Origin of the sequence: Sphingomonas sp. NPDC092440, assembly GCF_044754985.1 — a bacterium.
Classification (GTDB): Bacteria; Pseudomonadota; Alphaproteobacteria; order Sphingomonadales; family Sphingomonadaceae; genus Sphingomonas.
In genome coordinates this window covers 87,299-108,441 of record NZ_JBIVQA010000005.1, presented here as the reverse complement: position 1 = coordinate 108,441, position 21,143 = coordinate 87,299, and the positions used below count along the sequence as shown (strand labels likewise).

Sequence of the window (21,143 nt, the reverse complement as noted above, 5' to 3'; positions counted from 1 at the left end):
GCGGCATCGGGATTAAGGAGACGGCACCGACCGAGGAAGGACATAATCTTGGCCAATGTGCGCAACGAAGCGCGACCCACGTCGCCGCATCTGTCGATCTGGAAGTGGGGGCCCGCGATGGCGGTCTCCATCACCCACCGCGTCACCGGCAGCGGCATGGCGACCGTCGGGACGATCCTGTTCGTCTGGTGGCTGGTCGCCCTCGCCTCGGGCCCGGCGGCCTATGCGGCGTTCCTCGACCTGTTCACGGTCAAGTCCGGCGCGCTCAACATCGCCGGCTATGTCTTCGGCATCGGGCTCACCCTGTCCTTCTTCCAGCACATGAGCTCGGGCATCCGCCACCTGTTCCTCGACCAGGGCGCCAATTTCGAGCTCAAGGCCAACAAGACCACCGCGCTGCTGACCTATGTCGCCGCGATCCTCCTCACCATCGCCTTCTGGGGCTTCATCATCTGGGGTAAGACCAATGGGTAACGGCACCAGCATCGGCAAGGTCCGCGGCCTCGGCTCGGCGCACGAAGGCGCGCATCACTGGTGGCACCAGCGGCTGACCGCCGGCGCCAACCTGATCCTGATGCTGTGGTTCGTGCTCAGCATCGCGCTGCTGCCGGCCTATGATTTCGAGACCGTGCGCCACTGGATCGCCCAGACCCAGGTCGCCGTGCCCCTGATCCTCCTGGTCCTCGCCACTTTCTATCACTTCCGCCTCGGCCTGCAGGTGGTGATCGAGGACTATCAGCACGACGAGACGCACATCGTGCTGATGGTGCTGCTCAACTTCTTCACGCTGGCGGCGGGCACCACTGCCGTCTTCTCGATCCTCAAGATCGCCTTCACGGCGGGAGCAGCGCTCTGATGCCAAACAATTCTTCTGGCGCCTACAAGATCATCGACCACAGCTATGACGCTGTGGTGGTCGGCGCCGGCGGCTCGGGCCTGCGTGCCACCATGGGCTGCGCCGAGGCCGGCCTGAAGACCGCGTGCATCACCAAGGTGTTCCCCACCCGCTCGCACACCGTCGCGGCGCAGGGCGGCATCGCCGCCAGCCTGGGCAACAACACGCCCGATCACTGGTCGTGGCACATGTTCGACACCGTCAAGGGTTCCGACTGGCTCGGCGACCAGGACGCGATCGAATATATGGTCCGCGAAGCTCCGGCCGCGGTCTATGAGCTCGAACATGCCGGCGTGCCGTTCAGCCGCAACGACAATGGCACGATCTACCAGCGCCCGTTCGGCGGCCATATGCAGAACATGGGCGAAGGCCCGCCCGTGCAGCGCACCTGCGCCGCGGCCGACCGCACCGGCCATGCCATGCTCCACGCGCTCTACCAGCAGAGCCTGAAGTATGACGCGGACTTCTACGTCGAATATTTCGCGCTCGACCTGATCATGGAGAACGGCGCCTGCCGCGGCGTGATCGCCTTGTGCATGGAAGACGGCTCGATCCACCGCTTCCGTTCGCACGCCGTCGTGCTCGCCACCGGCGGCGGCGGCCGGGTCTATCAGTCGGCGACGTCGGCGCACACCTGCACCGGCGACGGCAACGGCATGGCGCTGCGCGCGGGCATCGCGCTGCAGGACATGGAGTTCGTCCAGTTCCACCCGACCGGCATCTACGGCGCCGGCGTCCTCATCACCGAGGGCGCGCGCGGCGAGGGCGGCTATCTGACCAACTCCGAGGGCGAGCGCTTCATGGAGCGCTATGCCCCCTCGGCCAAGGACCTTGCCAGCCGCGACGTCGTCGCGCGCTCGATGGCGATGGAGATCCGCGAGGGCCGCGGCGTGGGCAAGGAGAAGGACCACATCTTCCTTCACCTCAACCATATCGACCCGAAGATCCTGCACGAGCGCCTGCCGGGCATCACCGAGACCGGCAAGATCTTTGCCGGCGTCGACCTGACCCGCCAGCCGCTGCCGGTGGTGCCGACCGTCCACTACAACATGGGCGGCATCCCCACGAACTATCACGGCGAAGTCGTCCACAATAAGGATGGCGATCCGGACGCGGTGATCCCCGGCCTGTTCGCAGTGGGCGAGGCGGCCTGCGTGTCGGTGCACGGCGCCAACCGCCTGGGCTCCAATTCGCTGATCGACCTGGTCGTGTTCGGCCGCGCGACCGGTCTGCGCCTGAAGGAGCTGCTCAAGCCCGGCATGAAGCATAACGAGCTGCCCAAGGGCTCGGAGGAATTCGCGCTCGGCCGCCTCGATCACTTCCGCAACGCCAAGGGCGCGCGCCCGACCGCCGAAGTCCGCGCCGACATGCAGAAGACGATGCAGCGCCACTGCGCGGTGTTCCGCGACAGCGCGCTGCTCGCCGAGGGCGTGCAGCACATGCAGGATGTCTATAAGGGCTTCCAGGACGTCGGCATCCAGGACCGCTCGCTGATCTGGAACACCGACCTGGTGGAGACGCTGGAGCTCGACAATCTGATCGGCCAGGCTGTCGTCACCATCGAGTGCGCCGCCAACCGCAAGGAAAGCCGCGGCGCACACATGCACGAGGACTTCCCGGAGCGCGACGACAAGAACTGGATGAAGCACACCGTCGCCACCTTCGAAGGCTGGGGCGGCAAGGGCGGCGCCACCAGCATCGATTACCGCCCGGTCCACGACTATACGCTCACCGACGAGATCGAATATATCAAGCCGAAGAAGCGGGTGTATTGATGAGTGTACGGCTTTCCGAGTTTGTCGCCGAAGCGATATCCGAAATCGCTTATGGTATTCATCTCGCGAAGGCCGACACCTATGAAATCGTGGCGGTTGTTCCTGGCTCGATGAATGGTGAGCAGGTGACGGAGAAGTCGTACATTGAGTTCGACATTGCCGTTACAGCGACTTCAGAAAAAACCGAGTCCAATAAGAAGAGCGGGAAGGCTGGAGCCGGCATTGCGGTTCTAAGCGCTAAAGTTGGCGCAGACGGCTCATTGGAGACGAAGAAAGACATCAAGGATGTCTCGGGAACCACGAGTCGTATAGCGTTCAAAGTGCCTGTCTATTTTAACGCGCACCTGCGCGACGATCCCGGCGCTGCCGGAGAGGCCGATTTCGTAAGGTCCAAAGCGGCGGCCCGCAACTCCCCTAGCGAGTAAGGCTCGTCAGGCCGCCTTCCCGAACCGCTCGACCTTGATCGCGTCCGCCTGCGCCCGCGCATTCGCCAGCTCATACGCACCCTGCGTCCGCAGCAGCGTGTCAGCCTTCACCCCGAACGCCTTTTCGAAACGGATCGCCATTTCGGCAGACAGGCCCGCGCGGCCATTGAGCAGCGCACTCATCGCCTGACGCGTGACGCCGAGATGCGTCGCAACTTCGGTCACGCCCAGCCCGTGCGGCTCGACGATCTCATGGCGCAGCCACATACCCGGATGGACCGCGAAGACAGGCGCGACGGTGATGGCCATCAGTGATAGTCCTCCAAATCCATGTCGGCGATCATGCCTTCCTCGGTGATCCTGAAGGTCATCCGCCAGTTCTTCGTCACCGTCAGCCACCAGGTGCCCGCCCGCTCGCCCGTCAGCAGATGCGCACCCCAGTTCGGCGGGGTGCAGAGTTCCTCAACACTCTCGATCGCGACCAGATAGGCGATCATCCGCAAGAGCCGTTCCGCGACCTTCGCGTTCAGCCCCTTCGGCTTGCCGGTCTCGGCAAAGCTGCGGAGCGCTGTGTGCCGAATGGACTCGATCTGCACCGCGTCCATATAATCGACCTGCCGTAAAGCGTCAAGCTACACTTTACGGCAGCAATCCCCAATTCGGACGCCTTTGCAATCGCCCCGCTTGACACCGCTCCCGCACCCGCGAGAGTGGGTCGTTAACGATCTCCGGGGGTTTCGCGCCTGCCATGCGTATCGCGTTCGCCATCCTTGCCGCGGCTGCCGCGCTCGCCGCCACCCCCGCCGCCGCCCAGTTTCGCGCGCCGGAGCACAAGGCGGAATGGCCGGGAATGGTCTCGGGCAGCGACGGCATCGAGGGGCTCGATCCCGGCCCCGAGCTGCAGCGCGGGCGATCCGCCAAAGCGATGCTCGCCGATGCCCGCAAGCTGAACGCCGCGCTCAACGCGCTCCAGCCGCAGCGCAAGGCACTGGTCGACGCCTATGTCGTCTCGGTCGCGCTCGACAGCGATCCGGTGTTCGCGCGTGAGGCGCGCGAGGCGGGCAAGGTGCTCTCGCGCCGCTTCGATGCCGCCGGGCGCACCATCGTCCTCGCCGGCAGCACCGGCACCATGCCGAGCGAATTGCCGAACGGCTCGCTGACCAGCCTCACCCTGGCGCTCGCCCGAATCGCCGAGGTGATGGACAAGGAGCAGGACGTCCTCGTCCTCTACACCACCAGCCACGGCGCCCAGGTGGGCATCGCCTATCATGACGGCGACCAGGGTTATGGCATCCTGAGCCCCAGGCGGCTCCAGGCGCTGCTCGACGAACTCGGCATCCGCAATCGCGTGCTGATCCTGTCGGCCTGCTATTCGGGCATCTTCGTCGGGCCGCTCTCCAGCCCCGACACCGCATTGTTCACCGCCGCCTCCTCGGATCGGCCGAGCTTCGGCTGCGAGGCCCATAATGACTGGACCTTCTTCGGCGACGCGATGATCAACCATGCGCTGCGCAAGAACCAGCCGCTCGAAAGGGCCTCGGACGAGGCGCGGATGATGATCGGCGACTGGGAGGGCGCCGCGCAGGTGCCTCCCTCCAACCCGCAGGTCAGCATCGGCGACCATGTCGCGGCCTGGCTGGCCCCGCTCGAGGCACGCATGCCCCAGACCGACACCCCGCCCGTCGGCCGCCCGGCGACCGACGCGTTCAAGACCGGCGAATGAAATGGCCGAGCAGGAGACTCTCCTGGAGCGATTGATCCCGGGCGATCTGGAGCATCAGATTCCCGCGGCGATCCAGAAGGCGCTTCCGGGCGGATTCCGCAACCGGCTGCTGCAGATCGGCCTCGGCCTGCTCATCACCTTCGGCTTCGCGTTCATGGTCCGCCGCTGGGTCGAACGACGCGAGGCGCGGCGCCGGGCGCTGGCGCCGCGGCCGGCCGCGCCCGCGCTTCCGCCCGTACCCGAACCCGAACCCGAAGTGCTCGCAGCGATTGCCGGCATGCACGAACCCGCCCCCCTGCCCGACGACGGCGCCCAGGCGACCCGCTACCCGCTGCTCGCCCAGCCGCACGTGGCGCTGACCGGTCCGTTCGACCGGACGATGTACGCCAGCTTCCGCGAACAGCTCGCCGCCGCGCCGGAACAGGGCACGCTCGTCGTCTCGCTCTCCACGCCGGGCGGCGATCCCGAGGTCGCGCGGCTGATGGGCGACGAGATCCGGCTGCTGCGCGAATATTCGGGACGCGAGACGCTCTTTCTCGGCAAGGTCGCGGTCCAGTCGGCGGGCACGCTGTTCATGGCCGCCTTCCCCGCCGACAAGCGCTTCCTCACCCGCGGCACGCGGCTGATGATCCAGGAGAGCATCCTCGCTCGCAACGTGGCGCTGACCGGCCCGCTCGATCGCTGCGCCGCCAGCCTGAAGGCCGCGCTGCACGAGATCGAGGAAGCCGCACGGATCGAGGAGGCGGGCTTCCGCGCGCTCGTGGCGGGCACGCGCCTGCCCTTCGAGGACCTCCGCGCCCGGGCATCCGATGGCTGGTACATCGAGGCCGAGGAGGCGCGTTCGCTGGGCCTGGTGCTCGACATCATCTGAGAGGTTGAGCGGCGCGGCGCGATTGGCTATCGCGCGCCCAAGCATAAGGAACCCCTCGATGGCCGAATTCCGCCTTCCCAAGAACAGCCGCATCTCCACCAAGGGCCGGGAGCACAAGGCGGATCCGGGCGCGAAGAACGTCAAGAAGTTCAAGATCTACCGCTACGATCCCGATGCGGGCGAGAATCCGCGCTACGACACGTTCGAGATCGACCTGGACGAATGCGGCCCGATGGTCCTCGACGCGCTGATCAAGATCAAGTCGGAGCAGGACTCGACGCTCACCTTCCGCCGCTCGTGCCGCGAGGGCATTTGCGGCTCGTGCGCGATGAACATGGACGGGCGCAACGGCCTCGCCTGCACCACCGCGATCGAGGACATCAAGGGCGACATCCGCATCACGCCGCTGCCGAACATGGACGTGATCAAGGACCTGGTGCCCGACTTCACGCATTTCTATGCCCAATACGCCTCGATCAAGCCGTGGCTGCAGACCGTGTCGACCACGCCCTCGGGCAAGGAGCGCCTCCAGTCGCCGGCCGATCGCGAGAAGCTTGACGGCCTGTATGAGTGCATCCTGTGCGCCTGCTGCTCGACCTCGTGCCCGAGCTATTGGTGGAACAGCGACAAGTTCCTGGGCCCGGCGATCCTGCTCCAGGCCTATCGCTGGCTGGCCGATTCGCGCGACGAGATGACCGGCGAGCGCCTCGACGAGCTCGAGGATCCCTTCCGCCTCTATCGCTGCCACACGATCATGAACTGCGCGAACGTCTGTCCCAAGGGCCTGAGCCCGGCCAAGGCGATCGCCGAGATCAAGAAGATGGAAGCCGAGCGCACGCTCTGATCCCGTGAGCCAGCCTGCGCCCGAGCATTTCTTCTACGAGGACGATCCGGACCTGCCGGGCTGGAAGCGCTGGCAGATTCTGGATCAGGGGCGGTTCAACAGCTTCATCGGCGCGCTTTCGGTGAAGGCGACGGGCGAGCGGACCGCGCTGGTCCGCCACCGCTTCGCGCGCCAGCACTCGAACCTGCGCGACCATGTTCATGGCGGCGCGCTGGCCGGTTTCATCGACATGGCGCTGTTCGCCGCGGCGCGCGGCCTCGGCATCCTCGCCGGCCCGGCCTCCACTGTCGACATGTCGATCCAGTTCATCGCCGGCGGCGCGATCGGCACCGATACCCAGGCCGAGGTCGAGCTGCTGCGCGAGACCGGCCGCATGCTCTTCCTGCGCGGCGTCGTCCGCCAGGGCGATATCACCGTCGCCAGCTTCCTCGGCACCATCCGCAAGAGTTCTCCGCCCCAATGACCAGCGTCATCGAACGCTACCGCGCCCTTGTCGCCGCCGGCGAGCTCCGCCCCGATCCCGAACAGGCGATCGCCGCCGAGCGGCTGCACAAGCTCGCCGGCGAGCTGGAGGCGGTGCCGAAAAAGGGCAGCATCCTGTGGCGCGCGCTCGGCCGCCTGCCCGAGCCGCCGCGCGGGCTCTATGTCTGGGGCAGTGTCGGCCGCGGCAAGTCGATGCTGATGGACCTGTTCTACGAGAGCGTGAACATCCGCCGGAAGCGCCGCGTCCATTTCCACGAGTTCATGCTCGAAGTGCACGAGCGGCTGAACGAGGAGCGCAAGAAGGACACGCGCGACCCCGTGGTGAAGGTCGCCGATGCGATGGCCGAGGATGTGCGCCTGCTCGCCTTTGACGAGATGGTGGTGAACAATCCGGCCGACGCGATGATCCTCTCGCGGCTCTTCACCGAGATGATGGGCCATGGCCTCACCATGGTCGCCACGTCGAACCGCCCGCCGCGCGACCTCTACAAGGACGGGTTGAACCGCGAGCTGTTCCTTCCCTTCATCGCGCTGATCGAGGCGCGGATGGACGTGCTCGCGCTCAACGGGCCGACGGACTATCGGCTCGACCGGCTCGGGCGCATGGATACCTGGCTTGTGCCCAACGGCCCGGAGGCGACCAGGCAGCTCTCCGCCGCCTTCTTCCGCCTGACCGACTATCCGGTCGAGGACGCCGCGCACGTGCCGGCCTGCGACATCGCGGTGCAGGGCGGGCGCGAGCTGCACGTGCCGAAATGCCTGAAGGGCGTCGCGGTCTTCTCGTTCAAGCGGCTGTGCGGCGAGGCGCGCGGCGCGGCCGACTATCTCGCCATCGCCCGGCGCTTCCACACCGTGATCCTGGTCGGCATCCCAAGGCTGGGGCCCGAGAACCGCAACGAGGCGGCGCGCTTCGTGACGCTGATCGACGCGCTCTACGAGCACAAGGTCAAGCTGCTCGCCGCCGCCGATGCCGAGCCGCAGCATCTCTACGAAGCCGGCGACGGCCGCTTCGAGTTCGACCGCACCGTCTCCCGCCTCATGGAAATGCGTTCGGATGCCTATCTGGCGGAGGGCCACGGCGAACGATAGGCTGCCGACTCCGGCCAGCGGAGACGGCACATGACTCGGGATCAGCGCGACTTCGTGACCAAGGTGCCCGCGGTCACCCTGGGCTTCTGGATCATCAAGATCCTCGCCACCACGCTCGGCGAGACGGGCGGCGACACCGTCTCGATGACCTGGGAGATGGGCTATCTCGCCAGCACCGCCATCTTCATCGTCCCGCTGATCCTGCTCGTCGCCTGGCAGATCGCGGCCCGGCGCTTCCACCCCTTTCTCTATTGGGCGACGATCATCGCCTCGACGACGGCCGGCACCACCATGGCCGATTTCGCCACGCGCTCGCTGGGCATCGGCTATACCGGCGGCTCGGCCCTGCTGCTCGCCTGCGTGCTCGGCGCGCTGGGCCTGTGGCACGCGGTGCTGGGATCGGTCTCGGTCGACACGGTGCGCTCGCCCCGGGCCGAGGGCTTCTACTGGCTGACCATCACCTTCTCGCAGACGCTCGGCACCGCGCTCGGCGACTGGGCGGCGGATGATGGCGGGCTCGGCTATGCCGGCGGCGCGATGCTGTTCGGCGGCGCGCTCGCGGGGCTGGCATTGCTCTATTACCGGACCGGGACGAGCCGCGTCGCGCTGTTCTGGGCCGCCTTCATCCTCACCCGGCCGCTCGGCGCGACGGTGGGCGATTTCCTCGACAAGCCGCTTGCCAAGGGCGGGCTCGACTTCAGCCGTCCGCTCGCATCGGCAGTGCTCGCCGCGGCGATCCTCGTGCTGATCCTCGTCATTCCGCAGCGCCCGGGCACGCATCCGGGCAGCGCATCCCAGGGAGAGTGAGTTGAAGCCGATCCCTGCATCATGGTGCGCGCTCGCGCTGGCGTGGACACCGTTTACCGCAACAGCCCAGACCCTGGCCGCCGCCGACATGCGCCCCGGCCTGAGCCTCGACGGCGCCTGGCACTGGTCGGTCGATCCCTATCGCGACGGCGTCGCCGGCTTCCATGGCGGCCCGCCGGGGGAGAGCACCGCCCGCTTCCAGGACAGGATCCAGGCCGACGAGGCCGAAAGGCGCCCGACCGCGCTGTTCGAGTTCGACATGCAGCGCTCCCCGGTCACGCACCTGCCCGGCAGCTGGATCGGCCATGCGCCCGAGATGCGCTATTATCAGGGGCTGGTCTGGTATCAGCGGACCTTCGCCTGGCAGCCGGCGGGCGCGGGCAAGCGGGTATATCTCCGCTTCGGCAGCGCCGATTATGCCGCCAGCGTGTTCCTGAACGGCAAGCCGGTGGGCAGGCATGTCGGCGCCTTCACGCCGTTCGCCTTCGACGTGACGGAACTGCTGCGGCCCGGCAGCAACCAGATCACGCTGGGCGTCGATTCCGCGCGGACCGACAAGGACGTGCCCCCGCCGGTCACCGACTGGGAGACCTATGGCGGCATCACGCGCTCGATCCGCCTGGTCACCGTGCCCGAGACGTTCGTCGACGACGCGTTCGTGCGGCTGGGCAAGGACGGCCGCATCGCGGTTTCCGCACATCTGCTCGGCCCACAGGCCGCGGGCACGCCGATCCGCCTGGCCATCCCCGCGCTCGGCGCCACGCTCGCCGGCCGCACCGACGCCGACGGCAATTGGACCGCCAGCCTCGCCGCCCCGCGCACCCTGCAGCGCTGGTCGCCCGACAGTCCGAAGCTCTACGACGTCGAGATCACCAGCGGCGCGGACCGCTTCACCGACCGGATCGGTTTCCGCACGATCGAAGTGCTGGGCGACAGGATCCTGCTCAACGGCAAGTCGATCTTCCTGCGCGGCATCTCGATGCACGAGGAGGAGCTGGGCAAGGATCCGGTGCGCGCCATGAGCCCCGCCGCCGCCCGCGCCCTGTTCGCCGAGATCAAGCAGGGGCTCCACGGCAATTTCGTACGCCTGGCGCATTATCCGCACGACGAGGGCACGACACGCCTGGCCGACGAGATGGGGCTGCTGGTGTGGAGCGAGGTGCCCGTCTACTGGCGGGTCGCCTGGGGCGATGCCGATACGCTGGCGACCGCGCGCCGGATGATCGCCGAGAATATCCGCCGCGACCGCAACCGCGCGGCGATCGTGCTGTGGAGCGTCGCCAACGAAACGCCGGTGAGCGACGCCCGCAACGCCTTTCTGCGCACGCTGATCGGCGACGTCCGTGCGCTGGACGACAGCCGGCTGGTCACCGCCGCCCTGCTCAGCGCGCGCCAGGGCAAGGTGATGCGGATCGACGATCCGCTGGTCGGCGATCTCGATGTGATGGCGATCAACACCTATAATGGCTGGTATTCGGACGATCCGCTCGCCGCGCTCCCGAGCTTCGAATGGCAAAGCCCGGTCACCAAGCCGCTGATCTTCTCCGAATTCGGCGCCGATGCGCTCTATGGCTATCACGACATCGCCGCCGCCCCGCACAAGTTCAGCGAGGAATATCAGGCCGAATATTATCGCCGCACGCTCGAGATGGCGGCCAGGGTGCCGTTCCTGCAGGGGCTGAGCCCCTGGATCCTCAAGGACTTTCGTTCGCCGCGCCGACAGCACCCGGTCTATCAGCAGGGCTGGAACCGCAAGGGTCTGATCTCCGAGACCGGCCAGCGCAAGCTGGCGTTCGGCGTGTTGGCCGAGGACTATGCGAAGCGGGAAAAGGCGGAGCGCTGATCCCCCTCCCTGTCACGGAGGGGAGCAACACTAGCCGGCCATTGCCGCCGCGAAATCCGCGCCCTTGCCCGTGAGCGCGTAGAGCGGCAGCGGCGGGTAGCGATCCTCCAGCTTCCGCCGCACCAGGGCCTCGTCGATCACGGCCTTGAGCGTGGTCGACAGCGCCCGTGGCGTCACCGGAGCGAGACGCGCCTGGATCTCGCCGAAGCGGGTCCAGTCGGGCCCCAGCCCGGCGACCAGCGGCAGCGACCAGCGCGGCAGGTCGCCCGTCCCCAGCTTCAGCCGGGCCCGTGCCGCCGCGATCCGCGCGCACAGCGCGCCCACCGCCAGCCCGGCTTCGGTCAGCACATATTCGGGGCGCAGCGGGTGGCCATGGCCGGGATTGGGAATCACCCAGCCGCACGCCTTCAGATGGACGAGGCAGCGCGCCAGGCTGTTGTGCGGCAGGTCGAATGCCCGCGCGATCACCGCGAAGCGCGAGCCCTGCTCCCGATGCAGCAGCGCCAGCACCGGGATCGCCCAGCGATTGGCCTCGAGCATGCGCAGCAGCGGCACGGGTTCGGGGGGCATTGACTCCATCGCCAAATTCATATCGACTATACAAATGGAACTCAAGAGTCGGAGAATCGATATGGCAACCACGCTCGAAGCCCCTGCCCGCGCCGCCATCGGCTTTGACGGCGGCCTCACCTGCGCGCTCAACGTCCGCGATCTCGATGCCGGCATCGCCTGGTATCGCGACGTGCTGGGCATGCACCTCCTCTACCGGATGGACGAGATCGCCTGGTGCGAGTTCGAGAGTCCGGTCGCGCGCGTCACCATCGGCCTCGCCCAGGTCGAGAAGGTGATCCAGGGCGGCGGCGCGACGCTCACTTTCGGCGTGGTCGATCTCGACGCGGCCAAGGCGGCGCTCGATGCGGCCGGCGTGCGCCAGGACGGGCCGGCGCAGGAGATCCCCGGCATGGTCCGGCTGCTCACCTTCTACGATCCCGACGGCAACGCCCTGATGCTCTACCAGGATCTTTCGGGCCAGGGCTGAGGGCTCAGCCCTCGATCACGTGCGGCACGAAGCGCGCGGTATTGCCGGTGATGAGGCCGTCCTCGCGGATGCCCATGCCGGCGGGCTCGCCATCGACGATCCACGCGCCGATCACCGGATAGCCGCCGCCAAAGTCGCGCAGGGGATAGAGCGCCTGGTAGATCCAGCCGCTCTCGTCATAGCGCCCGCCGGTCTCGGCGACGACTTCGCCGCCACGCAGGATCGAGACGTTCGCCCCCTCGCGCCCAAGCGGCGGCTTGGCGACCTGGTCGCCGCCGGGCAGCCGGCGCCGGCTGGCGGGGAGCAGGTTCGGATGGCCGGGGAACAGCTCCCAGAGCACCGGCAGGATCGCCTTGTTGCTCCAGATCATCTTCCAGATCGGCTCGATCCAGCGCGTGCTGCCCAGGCTCTCCAGCAATGCGGGCGCAAAATCCTCGGCGAGGAGCCATTCCCAGGGATAGAGGTGGAAACAGTTCTCGATCACCTGGTCCCGCAGGTCGACGAAGCGCCGCGCATCGTGGCTCCAGCCGATATCCTCCATGCGGATCGCGGCGGTGGCGAGCCCGGCCGCCTGCGCCGTGTCGCGCAGATAGGCGATGGTGACCGTGTCCTCGCCGGCATCGTCCGCGACATGGGCGAAATGAACATGGCCGCCCGGGAGCAGCGGCGCGATGTCACGCCATCGCTCGACCAGCTTCTCGTGCAGGCCGTTATACTGGTCCAGTGCCGGAAAGACGGCTTCCTTCCAGTCCCACTGGATCACCGCGGCCTCGATCAGGCTGGTCGGCGTGTCGCAGTTGAACTCGAACAGCCGGGGCGGGCCGTCGCCGGCATAGCCGAGATCGAAGCGGCCGAAATTGAGCGCGGGCGGCTCTTCGTCCCAGGCCCGCCGGATCGCGGCCCAGGCCGGCTCGGGGATGCCGAAGCTGCCGAGCAGGTCGTTGGCGAGGACATGCTCGCCCGCCGCCAGGAACAGCCGATAGAGCTCGGCGGTCGCCGCCTCGATCTCCTCGATTTCCCTCAGGCTGAAGCGATAGCAGGCGCTTTCGTCCCAATAGGGGCGACCGTCCATGCTGTGCCAGACAAGGCCCAGCGCCTCGACCCGAGCCTGCCAGTCCGGCCGCGGGGCGACCGGGGTGCGCCGCATCACCCGCCTCCGAAGCCGCCATGGAAGCCGGCCGAGCGCCCGAAGCCGCCGCGCGACACCGAGCCCCTGCTCGCGCTCGAATAGGAGACGCCGGCGCTCGGCCGGATCGAGCCGCCCCGGGCGACTTCTCCCATCTCGGGCACGCGCTGGCCGCGGCCGACATAATAGGCATGCCCCACGCCGCCGCCACCGCCGCGCGCGCCGCAGCTCGCATCGGCGATGCGCCGGCCGCCGGCGTCGACGCACAGCTGGGTCGGCTGGTTCGCGACCAGCTGGCCGCCCCCGCAGCCGCTCGCCAGCAGCGCCGCCGAGGTCGCCGCCGTCACCTTGAGCACCGAAAAATCGATCTTCCCGTGCATCCCACCCCCTTGCTCGGGGCGGAGAGCTATCAGCATGGCGCGGCGCTTGGCAATCCATCCGCGCACCGGCAGGATGGCGCCACCGACTCACGGGGTAGAACCATGATCGTCACCACTACCGAGAATATTCCGGGCCACAGCGTCGTTCGTACTCTGGGACAAGTATTCGGCGTCGTCGTCCGCAGCCGCGGCATCGGCGGCAACATCAGCGCGTCGCTGCGCTCGATCGTCGGCGGCGAGATCCCCGAATATACGCGGCTGGTCGAGGATGCCCGTCGTCATGCGATCGACCGGATGGTCGCCAACGCCCATGCCATGGGCGCCAATGCGATCGTGATGATGCGCTTCGACTCGGGCGAGATCGCCCAGGCGATGAACGAAGTCGTCGCCTATGGCACGGCGGTGGTGCTCGACCCGGCCCCGCTGGACTGATCGCGATGCTCCGCCTGATCGTGACGGTCGCGGCAGCGCTCTGGCTCGCCGCCGCCGTCGCGATGACGCTGTGGGACGCCACTGCCTGGCCGATGCTGGTCGCGGCCGGGGCGCTGCTGCTCGGCACGCTGTTCGAACGCTTCCATTATCGCGGCGCCGGCACTCCGCTCGACGCGGCCGGCTGGCAGCCCACCACGGAACGCTTCCTCGACGAGGAGAGCGGACGGCTCGTGGTCGTATGGTTCAATCCCGCCACGGGCGAACGGCGCTATGTCGATGCCTGCGAAGAGGCGTAAGTCGCTTATTGCACTTGCGAATTAGTTGCAAAGATATTCCGCGGCTCTCCGCTTTCATGGGTTGCGACTCTCCTATTATGGGCCTAAGCCGCCACCGCTTTCACCGGCGCGCCGGTACGCGCGTCTGTGTCCGGTTGAACCAGACCCATAGGGAGTTTCCATGGCCCGCAAGAAGATCGCGCTGATCGGCGCCGGCAACATCGGCGGTACGCTCGCCCACCTCGCCGCACTCAAGGGCCTGGGCGACATCGTCCTGTTCGACGTGGTCGAGGGCGTGCCCCAGGGCAAGGCGCTCGACCTGAGCCAGTGCGGTCCGGTCGAAGGCTTCGACGCCAGGATCACCGGCTCGAACGACTATGCGGACATTGCGGGCGCCGATGTGATCATCGTGACCGCCGGCGTCGCCCGCAAGCCGGGCATGAGCCGCGACGACCTGCTCGGCATCAACCTCAAGGTCATGAAGGCCGTGGGCGAGGGCATCGCCGCCAATGCGCCGGATGCGTTCGTGATCTGCATCACCAATCCCCTGGACGCCATGGTCTGGGCGCTGCGCGAATTCTCTGGGCTTCCGCACACCAAGGTGGTCGGCATGGCCGGCGTGCTCGACTCGGCGCGCTTCAGCCACTTCCTCGCCGAGGAATTCCAGGTCTCGGTGAAGGACGTGAACAGCTTCGTGCTCGGCGGCCACGGCGACACCATGGTCCCGGTCCTCGAATATTCGACCGTGTCGGGCATCCCGGTCAGCGACCTGATCGCGATGGGCTTCTCGACCAAGGAGCGCATCGACGCGATCGTGCAGCGCACCCGCTCGGGCGGCGGCGAGATCGTCGGCCTGCTCAAGACCGGCTCCGCCTTCTACGCGCCCGCCACCTCGGCGATCGCGATGGCCGAGAGCTATCTCTACGACAAGAAGCGCGTCCTGCCGGCCGCCGCGCACCTGACCGGCCAGTACGGCGTCGACGATCTGTACGTCGGCGTGCCGATCATCATCGGCAAGGACGGCGTGGAGAAGATCATCGAGATCAACCTGACCGACGAAGCCAAGGCCAACCTCACGGTCTCGGTCGATGCGGTCAAGGAACTGCTGGTGGCCTGCAAGGCGATCGACGGCTCGCTCGCCTGATATGCCGAAGCGCCCTCTCGCGCTGCCGGTCTCGGCCGTGATCCGCAAGAGGATCGCGGCCGAGACCGCATCGCGAAGCGCGTTCGAACGACAATGGCTGGGGGAATGAGATGAAGCGGATCGCGCTGTTCGTTCTTGGCCTTGGCGTCGCCCTGCCCGCCGCCGCGCAGGAAGCGACGCCCACGGCCCCCGCCGAGCCGGTGCCGCTGTTCCAGGCCGCCTGCGTCAGCGGCGCGGTACGGCTGAGCAAGAGCGTCGCGGAGTCGATCGGCTTCGCCGCGCTCCCCGCCGCCGCGCGGCGCGCGCTCGGCGCCAGCACGGTCGCCACGCGCGGCGAGGCGGAGAAGCTGCCCGCGCCCGCCGCCGCGCAGGTGCCCAACGCCATCTACCGGATCGCCGGCGGCCAGCTCTATCTGATGCCACCCACCGCCGCGCCCAGCGGCACGCCGATCGGCGACAGCTGCATCGTGCTGTGGCACGCGCTGTCCGACGACGATTATTTCGCCGCCCGCAAGGTCGTCCTCCCCGAGGAGGATAGCGTGCCCCTCACCGCCCGGCCGACCGCCAGCGCGGTCGGCGCGTCGGTCGCCACTTCCGCACGAGACAGCGTTCGCCTGACCGCCGCCGCCTATGGCGGCTGGGTCGTGCTGCGCTCCTCCTCCCCAACCGAATCCAAAGCGCCTGGAGCCCAGTGAACGCATGAGCATCCTGATCAACAAGAACACCAAGGTCATCACCCAGGGGATGACCGGTGAGACCGGCACCTTCCACACCCAGCAGGCGCTTGCCTATGGGACGCAGATGGTCGGCGGCGTTACCCCCGGCAAGGGCGGCACCGAGCATATCGGCCTGCCCGTGTTCGACACCGTTGCCGAGGCCGTGACCAAGACCGGTGCCGACGCCTCGGTCATCTACGTCCCGCCGCCCTTCGCCGCCGACTCGATCCTCGAGGCGATCGACGCCGAAGTGCCGCTGATCGTCTGCATCACCGAGGGCATTCCGGTGCTCGACATGGTCAAGGTGAAGCGCGCCCTGTCGGGCTCGAAGTCGCGCCTGATCGGCCCGAACTGCCCCGGCCTGCTGACCCCGGGCGAGTGCAAGATCGGCATCATGCCGGGCTCGATCTTCTCGAAGGGCTCGGTGGGCGTCGTCTCGCGCTCGGGCACCCTCACCTATGAGGCGGTGTTCCAGACCACCAATGCCGGCCTGGGCCAGACTACCGCGGTGGGCATCGGCGGCGACCCCGTCAACGGCACCAACTTCATCGACGTGCTCGAGCTGTTCCTCGCCGACGACGCCACCCAGTCGATGATCATGATCGGCGAGATCGGCGGCTCGGCCGAAGAGGAAGCCGCGCAGTTCCTGATCGACGAGGCCAAGCGTGGCCGCAAGAAGCCGATGGCCGGCTTCATCGCCGGTCGCACGGCGCCTCCGGGCCGCCGCATGGGCCATGCCGGCGCGATCGTCTCGGGCGGCCAGGGCGGCGCCGAGGAGAAGATCGCCAAGATGGAAGAAGCGGGCATCCGCGTCGCCGCCAGCCCGTCCGAGCTGGGCTCGACGCTGGTCGAAGTGCTCAAGGGCTGAATTGTAACGGGAGCGCTCCTATCTCCTGCACGGAATGGGAGCGCTAACAGAGACTGGATTGGTGACCATGGGCTATGAGGGCCTGGACTTCGACGACATCGCCGGCGGCGTGAGCCCCGCCTTCGTCGAGACTTTGTACCGCCGCTACAAGGCGGATCCGACGGGCATCGAGCCCAGGTGGCAGCAGTTTTTCGACGGGCTCGAGAACACTGCCTCGGGCCCCAGCTGGGCGAACCCGCGCTGGCCGCTCGCCGATACGGATGCCCTCACCGCCGGGCTCGACCCGACCCAGATGGAGCCGGCGCCCAAGCCCGCCAAGGGCGGCGCCGCGCCTGCCGCCAAGCCCGCCGGCCCGGCCGCGTCGGAAGCCGACATCGCCCGCGCCGCCGGCGATTCGATCCGCGCGATGCTGCTGATCCGCACCTATCGGGTGCGCGGCCACCTCGCCGCCACGCTCGATCCGCTCGGCCTCGCCCGCCAGGACGTGCCGGCCGACCTGACGCCCGAATATCACGGCTTCACTGGCGCCGATCTCGATCGCCCGATCTATCTCGGCGGCGCGCTCGGCCTGGAAAAGGCCACCATCCGCGAGATCGTCGATATCCTGCGCGCGAACTATTGCGGCAATGTCGGCCTGGAATACATGCACATCGCCGATGTGGAGGAGCGCCGCTTCCTCCAGGACCGGATGGAAGGCAAGGACAAGGCCATCCAGTTCACGCCGGACGGCAAGAAGGCGATCCTCTCCAAGGTCATCGAGGCCGAGGAGTGGGAGAAGTTCTGCGGCAAGAAATATGTCGGCACCAAGCGCTTCGGCCTCGACGGCGGCGAAGCGATGATCCCGGCGATGGAAGCCATCATCAAATATGGCGGCCAGCTCGGCGTGCGCGAGATCGTCTACGGCATGGCCCATCGCGGCCGGCTCAACATGCTCGCCAATGTGATGTCGAAGCCGTACCGCGCGATCTTTCACGAATTCTCGGGCGGCTCGTCCAACCCGGATGACGTCGGCGGCTCGGGCGACGTGAAATATCACCTCGGCACCAGCACCGATCGCGAGTTCGACGGGATCAGCGTGCATATGTCGCTGGTCGCCAATCCCTCGCACCTCGAGGCCGCCGATCCGGTGGTGCTCGGCAAGACCCGCGCGATCCAGACCATCGCCAACGACCTGGAGCAGCACACCGGCTCGCTGCCCGTGCTGCTGCACGGCGACGCGGCCTTTGCCGGCCAGGGCATCGTGTGGGAGTGCCTCGGCTTCTCGGGCATTCGCGGCTACAATACCGGCGGCTGCCTGCACTTCGTGATCAACAACCAGATCGGCTTCACGACGAGCCCGCAATTCGCGCGCTCCTCGCCCTATCCGTCGGACGTCGCCAAGGGCGTCCAGGCGCCGATCTTCCACGTCAATGGCGACGATCCCGAAGCGGTCACCTTCGCCTGCAAGATGGCGATCGAGTTCCGCCAGACCTTCAAGCGCGACGTCGTGATCGACATGTGGTGCTATCGCCGCTTCGGCCACAATGAAGGCGACGAGCCCTCGTTCACCCAGCCGCTGATGTACAAGGCGATCCGCCAGCATCCGTCGGTGAGCGTGGTCTATGCGCGCAAGCTCATCGGCGAAGGCGTGATCGACCAGGGCTTTGTCGACGAGCGCACCAGGCAGTTCAACCTGCTGCTCGAAGGCGAGTTCGAGGCCGGCAAGTCGTACCTCCCCAACAAGGCGGACTGGTTCGGCGGCCGCTGGTCGGGCCTGTCGGCGCCCGCCGATACCGAGAATGCGCGGCGCTCGGTCGACACCGGCATCGAGAAGAAGCTGTTCGACAGCCTGGGCCGCACGCTGACCGAGGTTCCCGCCGATCTCGAGATCCACAAGACGCTGGGCCGCGTCCTCGATGCCAAGCGCGCGATGTTCACCTCCGGCGAGAATTTCGACTGGGCGACCGGCGAGGCGCTGGCCTTCGGTGCGCTGCTGTCGGAAGGCTATGGCGTGCGCCTGTCCGGCCAGGATTCGGGCCGCGGCACCTTCTCGCAGCGCCATGCCGTCTGGGTCGACCAGCGGGACGAGCATCGCTACATCCCGCTCAGCACCATCCCGCACGGCACGTTCGAAGTGCTCGACAGCCCGCTCTCGGAATATGGCGTGCTCGGCTTCGAATATGGCTATGCGCTGGCGGATCCGAAGACGCTGGTGCTGTGGGAAGCGCAGTTCGGCGACTTCGCCAATGGCGCGCAGATCATGATCGACCAGTTCATCGCCGCGGGCGAGGCCAAGTGGCTGCGCGCCAACGGCCTGGTGATGCTGCTGCCGCACGGCTATGAGGGCCAGGGCCCCGAGCACAGCTCGGCGCGCCCGGAGCGCTATCTCCAGCTCTGCGCGGAAGACAATATGCAGGTCGTCAACATCACGACGCCGGCAAACTATTTCCACCTGCTGCGCCGCCAGATGCACCGCAACTTCCGCAAGCCGCTGGTGCAGATGACGCCGAAGTCGCTGCTCCGCCACAAGATGGCGGTGTCCAGAGCCGAGGATTTCCTGGGCGACAGCCACTTCATGCGCATCCTGTCGGATCCGCGCGCGCCGGCCGACGCCGATGTGAAGCGGCTGGTGCTGTGCACCGGCAAGGTCGCCTATGACCTGATCGAGGCGCGCGACGCGGCCGGCGACCAGAACACCGCGATCGTCCGCATCGAGCAGCTCTATCCCTTCCCGGGCGAGGCGCTGGCCAAGCGCATCGCGCGCATGGCCAATGTCGAGGAAGTGATCTGGGCGCAGGAAGAGCCGAAGAACAACGGCTATTGGACCTTTGTCGAGCCCTTCATCGAGGCCAGCCTGGCCGAGGCGAAATGCAAGGTGCGGCGTCCGCGCTATGCCGGCCGCGCGCCGGCCGCGGCGGTCGCCACCGGCTTGATGAAGCGCCACCAGGCCGAGCAGGGCGCGCTGATCGCCGATGCCCTTGGCCACAATGTCCGCGACGAGATCCGTCGCACCCGCAACAACTGAGACCGTCCCCAGGGAACGAGGAAAGACAATGGCAGACGTTAAAGTCCCGACACTGGGTGAATCGATCACCGAAGCCACGCTCGGCGAATGGCTGAAGAACCCGGGTGATCCCGTGCAGCTCGACGAGCCGATCGCGAGCCTGGAGACCGACAAGGTCTCCGTGGAAGTGGGCAGCCCGGTCGCCGGCGTGATGGGCGAGCAGCTCGTCAAGGTGGGCGACACGGTGGAGGTCGGCGCGGTGATCGCCGTGGTGAGCGAAGGCGGCGCCGCCGCCGCGCCGAGCCCGGCTCCCGCCGCCGCACCGGCCCCGACGCCCGCTCCGGCCGCCGCGCCCGCGACCGAAGCCGCCGCGCTCTCGCCCTCGGTGCGCCGCGCGGTGCTCGAGACCGGCGTCGACCCCTCCACCGTGCAGGGCACCGGCAAGGACGGCCGCCTGACCAAGGACGACGTGATCGCCGCCGCCAGCGCCAAGCCGGCTCCGGCCGCGACTCCGGCGCCCGCCGCCGCTCCGGCCGCTTCCCCGGCCAATGGCCGCAAGGAAGAGCGCGTCAAGATGACGCGCCTGCGCCAGACCGTCGCCAAGCGCCTGAAGGAAGCGCAGAACACCGCCGCGATGCTCACCACGTTCAACGACGTGGACATGACCGCGGTGATCGAGGCGCGCGCCAAGTACAAGGATCTGTTCGAGAAGAAGCACGGCGTCCGCCTGGGCTTCATGGGCTTCTTCGTGAAGGCCGCCTGCATGGCGCTCAAGGACATTCCGGGCGTCAACGGCTCGATCGAGGGCGACGAGATCGTCTATCACGATTATTGCGACATCTCGGTCGCCGTCTCGGCCCCGCAGGGCCTGGTCGTCCCGGTGATCCGCGACGCCGAGACGCTGTCGGTCGCCGGCATCGAGCGCACGATCGGCGACTTCGGCAAGCGCGCCAAGGACGGCACGCTGAAGATGGAAGAGATGAAGGGCGGCACCTTCACCATCTCGAACGGCGGCGTGTTCGGCTCGCTGATGTCGACGCCGATCATCAACCCGCCGCAGAGCGCCGTGCTCGGCCTGCACCGCATCGAGGACCGCCCGGTGGTCCGCGACGGCCAGATCGTGATCCGCCCGATGATGTACCTCGCGCTCAGCTACGACCACCGCCTGGTCGACGGCCGCGAGGCAGTGACCTTCCTCGTCGCGCTCAAGAACGCGATCGAGGATCCGACCCGGCTGCTGATCGACCTGTAAGGCGGTCGTAAAACTGACTTGCTCCGCCACTAACCCTCATGGGTTGCAGGCGGGGCGGGTCATCCTATGTGGTTGTGGAAGCGCAAGCGGAGGCGGGAAGAAGCAGCCTCCCCGATGATCGAGCCGGCCCCGGTGCCCGCGGAGACCCTTCCGCCCGCGCCGCCGCCAGTTCC

24 protein-coding genes are annotated in these 21,143 nt (G+C 67.5%); 19 read left to right on the top strand and 5 right to left on the bottom strand.

Translation table 11 applies throughout. The features are described from left to right. Positions 1-48 precede the first annotated feature (48 nt). From sdhC to ACIQCS_RS10150, 4 genes are read left to right on the top strand one after another with little or no spacing between them, the layout of a single operon-like run. A complete protein-coding gene (gene sdhC / locus ACIQCS_RS10165; protein ID WP_280278028.1) occupies positions 49-474 on the top strand; it encodes a succinate dehydrogenase, cytochrome b556 subunit in 426 nt (141 codons plus the stop codon). Further along, a complete protein-coding gene (gene sdhD, locus ACIQCS_RS10160; protein ID WP_345849901.1) occupies positions 467-856 on the top strand; it encodes a succinate dehydrogenase, hydrophobic membrane anchor protein in 390 nt (129 codons plus the stop codon). Before sdhC ends, sdhD begins: the two co-directional genes overlap by 8 nt. After that, positions 856-2,670, top strand: coding sequence for a succinate dehydrogenase flavoprotein subunit (sdhA, locus tag ACIQCS_RS10155; protein WP_345849900.1), 1,815 nt, complete (start codon positions 856-858; stop codon positions 2,668-2,670). Before sdhD ends, sdhA begins: the two co-directional genes overlap by 1 nt. Then, positions 2,670-3,095, top strand: coding sequence for a hypothetical protein (locus ACIQCS_RS10150; RefSeq protein ID WP_345849899.1), 426 nt, complete (start codon positions 2,670-2,672; stop codon positions 3,093-3,095). The genes sdhA and ACIQCS_RS10150 overlap by 1 nt, the downstream gene beginning before the upstream one ends. A gap of 6 nt (positions 3,096-3,101) precedes the next feature. On the opposite strand, the gene ACIQCS_RS10145 is transcribed toward ACIQCS_RS10150, so the two are convergent. Together ACIQCS_RS10145 and ACIQCS_RS10140 are read right to left on the bottom strand one after the other, a co-directional pair. Then, a complete protein-coding gene (locus tag ACIQCS_RS10145) occupies positions 3,102-3,494 on the bottom strand; it encodes a HigA family addiction module antitoxin (RefSeq protein ID WP_345849898.1) in 393 nt (130 codons plus the stop codon). Beyond that, positions 3,404-3,700: a type II toxin-antitoxin system RelE/ParE family toxin gene (locus ACIQCS_RS10140; protein ID WP_345849897.1), complete on the bottom strand. Its 297-nt coding sequence runs from the start codon at positions 3,698-3,700 to the stop codon at positions 3,404-3,406. The genes ACIQCS_RS10145 and ACIQCS_RS10140 overlap by 91 nt, the downstream gene beginning before the upstream one ends. 143 nt (positions 3,701-3,843) lie before the next feature. Between ACIQCS_RS10140 and ACIQCS_RS10135 the strand changes: the two genes are divergently transcribed. From ACIQCS_RS10135 to ACIQCS_RS10105, 7 genes are read left to right on the top strand one after another with little or no spacing between them, the layout of a single operon-like run. Beyond that, positions 3,844-4,818: a C13 family peptidase gene (locus ACIQCS_RS10135; RefSeq protein ID WP_345849896.1), complete on the top strand. Its 975-nt coding sequence runs from the start codon at positions 3,844-3,846 to the stop codon at positions 4,816-4,818. 1 nt (position 4,819) lies between these two features. Beyond that, positions 4,820-5,689 carry an ATP-dependent Clp protease proteolytic subunit gene (locus ACIQCS_RS10130; protein ID WP_345849895.1) on the top strand — a complete coding sequence of 290 codons (870 nt, stop codon included), beginning with the start codon at positions 4,820-4,822 and terminating at the stop codon, positions 5,687-5,689. Between the two features lie 58 nt (positions 5,690-5,747). Next, the gene (locus tag ACIQCS_RS10125; RefSeq protein WP_345849894.1) at positions 5,748-6,533 is read left to right on the top strand and encodes a succinate dehydrogenase iron-sulfur subunit; all 786 of its coding nucleotides are present in this window, start codon (positions 5,748-5,750) and stop codon (positions 6,531-6,533) included. 4 nt (positions 6,534-6,537) lie between these two features. Further along, on the top strand, positions 6,538-6,996 hold the full coding sequence (locus ACIQCS_RS10120) for a PaaI family thioesterase (RefSeq protein ID WP_345849893.1): 459 nt from the start codon (positions 6,538-6,540) through the stop codon (positions 6,994-6,996). Then, the gene (gene zapE, locus ACIQCS_RS10115) at positions 6,993-8,105 is read left to right on the top strand and encodes a cell division protein ZapE (RefSeq protein ID WP_345849892.1); all 1,113 of its coding nucleotides are present in this window, start codon (positions 6,993-6,995) and stop codon (positions 8,103-8,105) included. The genes ACIQCS_RS10120 and zapE overlap by 4 nt, the downstream gene beginning before the upstream one ends. Before the next feature lie 30 nt (positions 8,106-8,135). Continuing rightward, positions 8,136-8,912, top strand: a complete 777-nt coding sequence (locus ACIQCS_RS10110; protein WP_345849891.1) for a hypothetical protein — start codon at positions 8,136-8,138, stop codon at positions 8,910-8,912. Position 8,913: 1 nt separating this feature from the next. Further along, positions 8,914-10,755 (top strand): glycoside hydrolase family 2 TIM barrel-domain containing protein, encoded by a 1,842-nt coding sequence (locus tag ACIQCS_RS10105; protein WP_345849890.1) that lies wholly within the window; start codon positions 8,914-8,916, stop codon positions 10,753-10,755. Between the two features lie 30 nt (positions 10,756-10,785). On the opposite strand, the gene ACIQCS_RS10100 is transcribed toward ACIQCS_RS10105, so the two are convergent. Beyond that, positions 10,786-11,325, bottom strand: a complete 540-nt coding sequence (locus tag ACIQCS_RS10100; RefSeq protein ID WP_345849889.1) for a winged helix-turn-helix transcriptional regulator — start codon at positions 11,323-11,325, stop codon at positions 10,786-10,788. Between the two features lie 61 nt (positions 11,326-11,386). On the opposite strand from ACIQCS_RS10100, the gene ACIQCS_RS10095 reads away from it, so the two are divergent. Then, entirely contained in the window at positions 11,387-11,794 is a 408-nt protein-coding gene (locus ACIQCS_RS10095; protein ID WP_345849888.1) for a VOC family protein, read from the top strand. 4 nt (positions 11,795-11,798) lie between these two features. On the opposite strand, the gene ACIQCS_RS10090 is transcribed toward ACIQCS_RS10095, so the two are convergent. After that, a complete protein-coding gene (locus ACIQCS_RS10090) occupies positions 11,799-12,941 on the bottom strand; it encodes a glutathionylspermidine synthase family protein (protein ID WP_345849887.1) in 1,143 nt (380 codons plus the stop codon). Then, positions 12,941-13,300: a hypothetical protein gene (locus ACIQCS_RS10085; RefSeq protein ID WP_345849886.1), complete on the bottom strand. Its 360-nt coding sequence runs from the start codon at positions 13,298-13,300 to the stop codon at positions 12,941-12,943. The genes ACIQCS_RS10090 and ACIQCS_RS10085 overlap by 1 nt, the downstream gene beginning before the upstream one ends. Before the next feature lie 102 nt (positions 13,301-13,402). On the opposite strand from ACIQCS_RS10085, the gene ACIQCS_RS10080 reads away from it, so the two are divergent. The 7 genes from ACIQCS_RS10080 (at position 13,403) to odhB (ending at position 20,970) form a co-directional block, all read left to right on the top strand. Beyond that, entirely contained in the window at positions 13,403-13,732 is a 330-nt protein-coding gene (locus ACIQCS_RS10080) for a YbjQ family protein (RefSeq protein WP_086128170.1), read from the top strand. 5 nt (positions 13,733-13,737) lie between these two features. After that, positions 13,738-14,028: a hypothetical protein gene (locus tag ACIQCS_RS10075; RefSeq protein ID WP_345849885.1), complete on the top strand. Its 291-nt coding sequence runs from the start codon at positions 13,738-13,740 to the stop codon at positions 14,026-14,028. A 160-nt stretch (positions 14,029-14,188) separates the two neighbouring features. Continuing rightward, the gene (gene mdh / locus ACIQCS_RS10070) at positions 14,189-15,151 is read left to right on the top strand and encodes a malate dehydrogenase (protein ID WP_345849884.1); all 963 of its coding nucleotides are present in this window, start codon (positions 14,189-14,191) and stop codon (positions 15,149-15,151) included. A 110-nt stretch (positions 15,152-15,261) separates the two neighbouring features. Further along, on the top strand, positions 15,262-15,846 hold the full coding sequence (locus ACIQCS_RS10065) for a hypothetical protein (protein WP_345849883.1): 585 nt from the start codon (positions 15,262-15,264) through the stop codon (positions 15,844-15,846). A gap of 4 nt (positions 15,847-15,850) precedes the next feature. Then, positions 15,851-16,735 carry a succinate--CoA ligase subunit alpha gene (gene sucD, locus ACIQCS_RS10060; RefSeq protein WP_183999614.1) on the top strand — a complete coding sequence of 295 codons (885 nt, stop codon included), beginning with the start codon at positions 15,851-15,853 and terminating at the stop codon, positions 16,733-16,735. A gap of 67 nt (positions 16,736-16,802) precedes the next feature. Beyond that, positions 16,803-19,739: a 2-oxoglutarate dehydrogenase E1 component gene (locus ACIQCS_RS10055; RefSeq protein WP_345852049.1), complete on the top strand. Its 2,937-nt coding sequence runs from the start codon at positions 16,803-16,805 to the stop codon at positions 19,737-19,739. A gap of 28 nt (positions 19,740-19,767) precedes the next feature. Continuing rightward, positions 19,768-20,970, top strand: a complete 1,203-nt coding sequence (gene odhB / locus ACIQCS_RS10050; protein ID WP_345849882.1) for a 2-oxoglutarate dehydrogenase complex dihydrolipoyllysine-residue succinyltransferase — start codon at positions 19,768-19,770, stop codon at positions 20,968-20,970. Positions 20,971-21,143 lie beyond the last annotated feature (173 nt).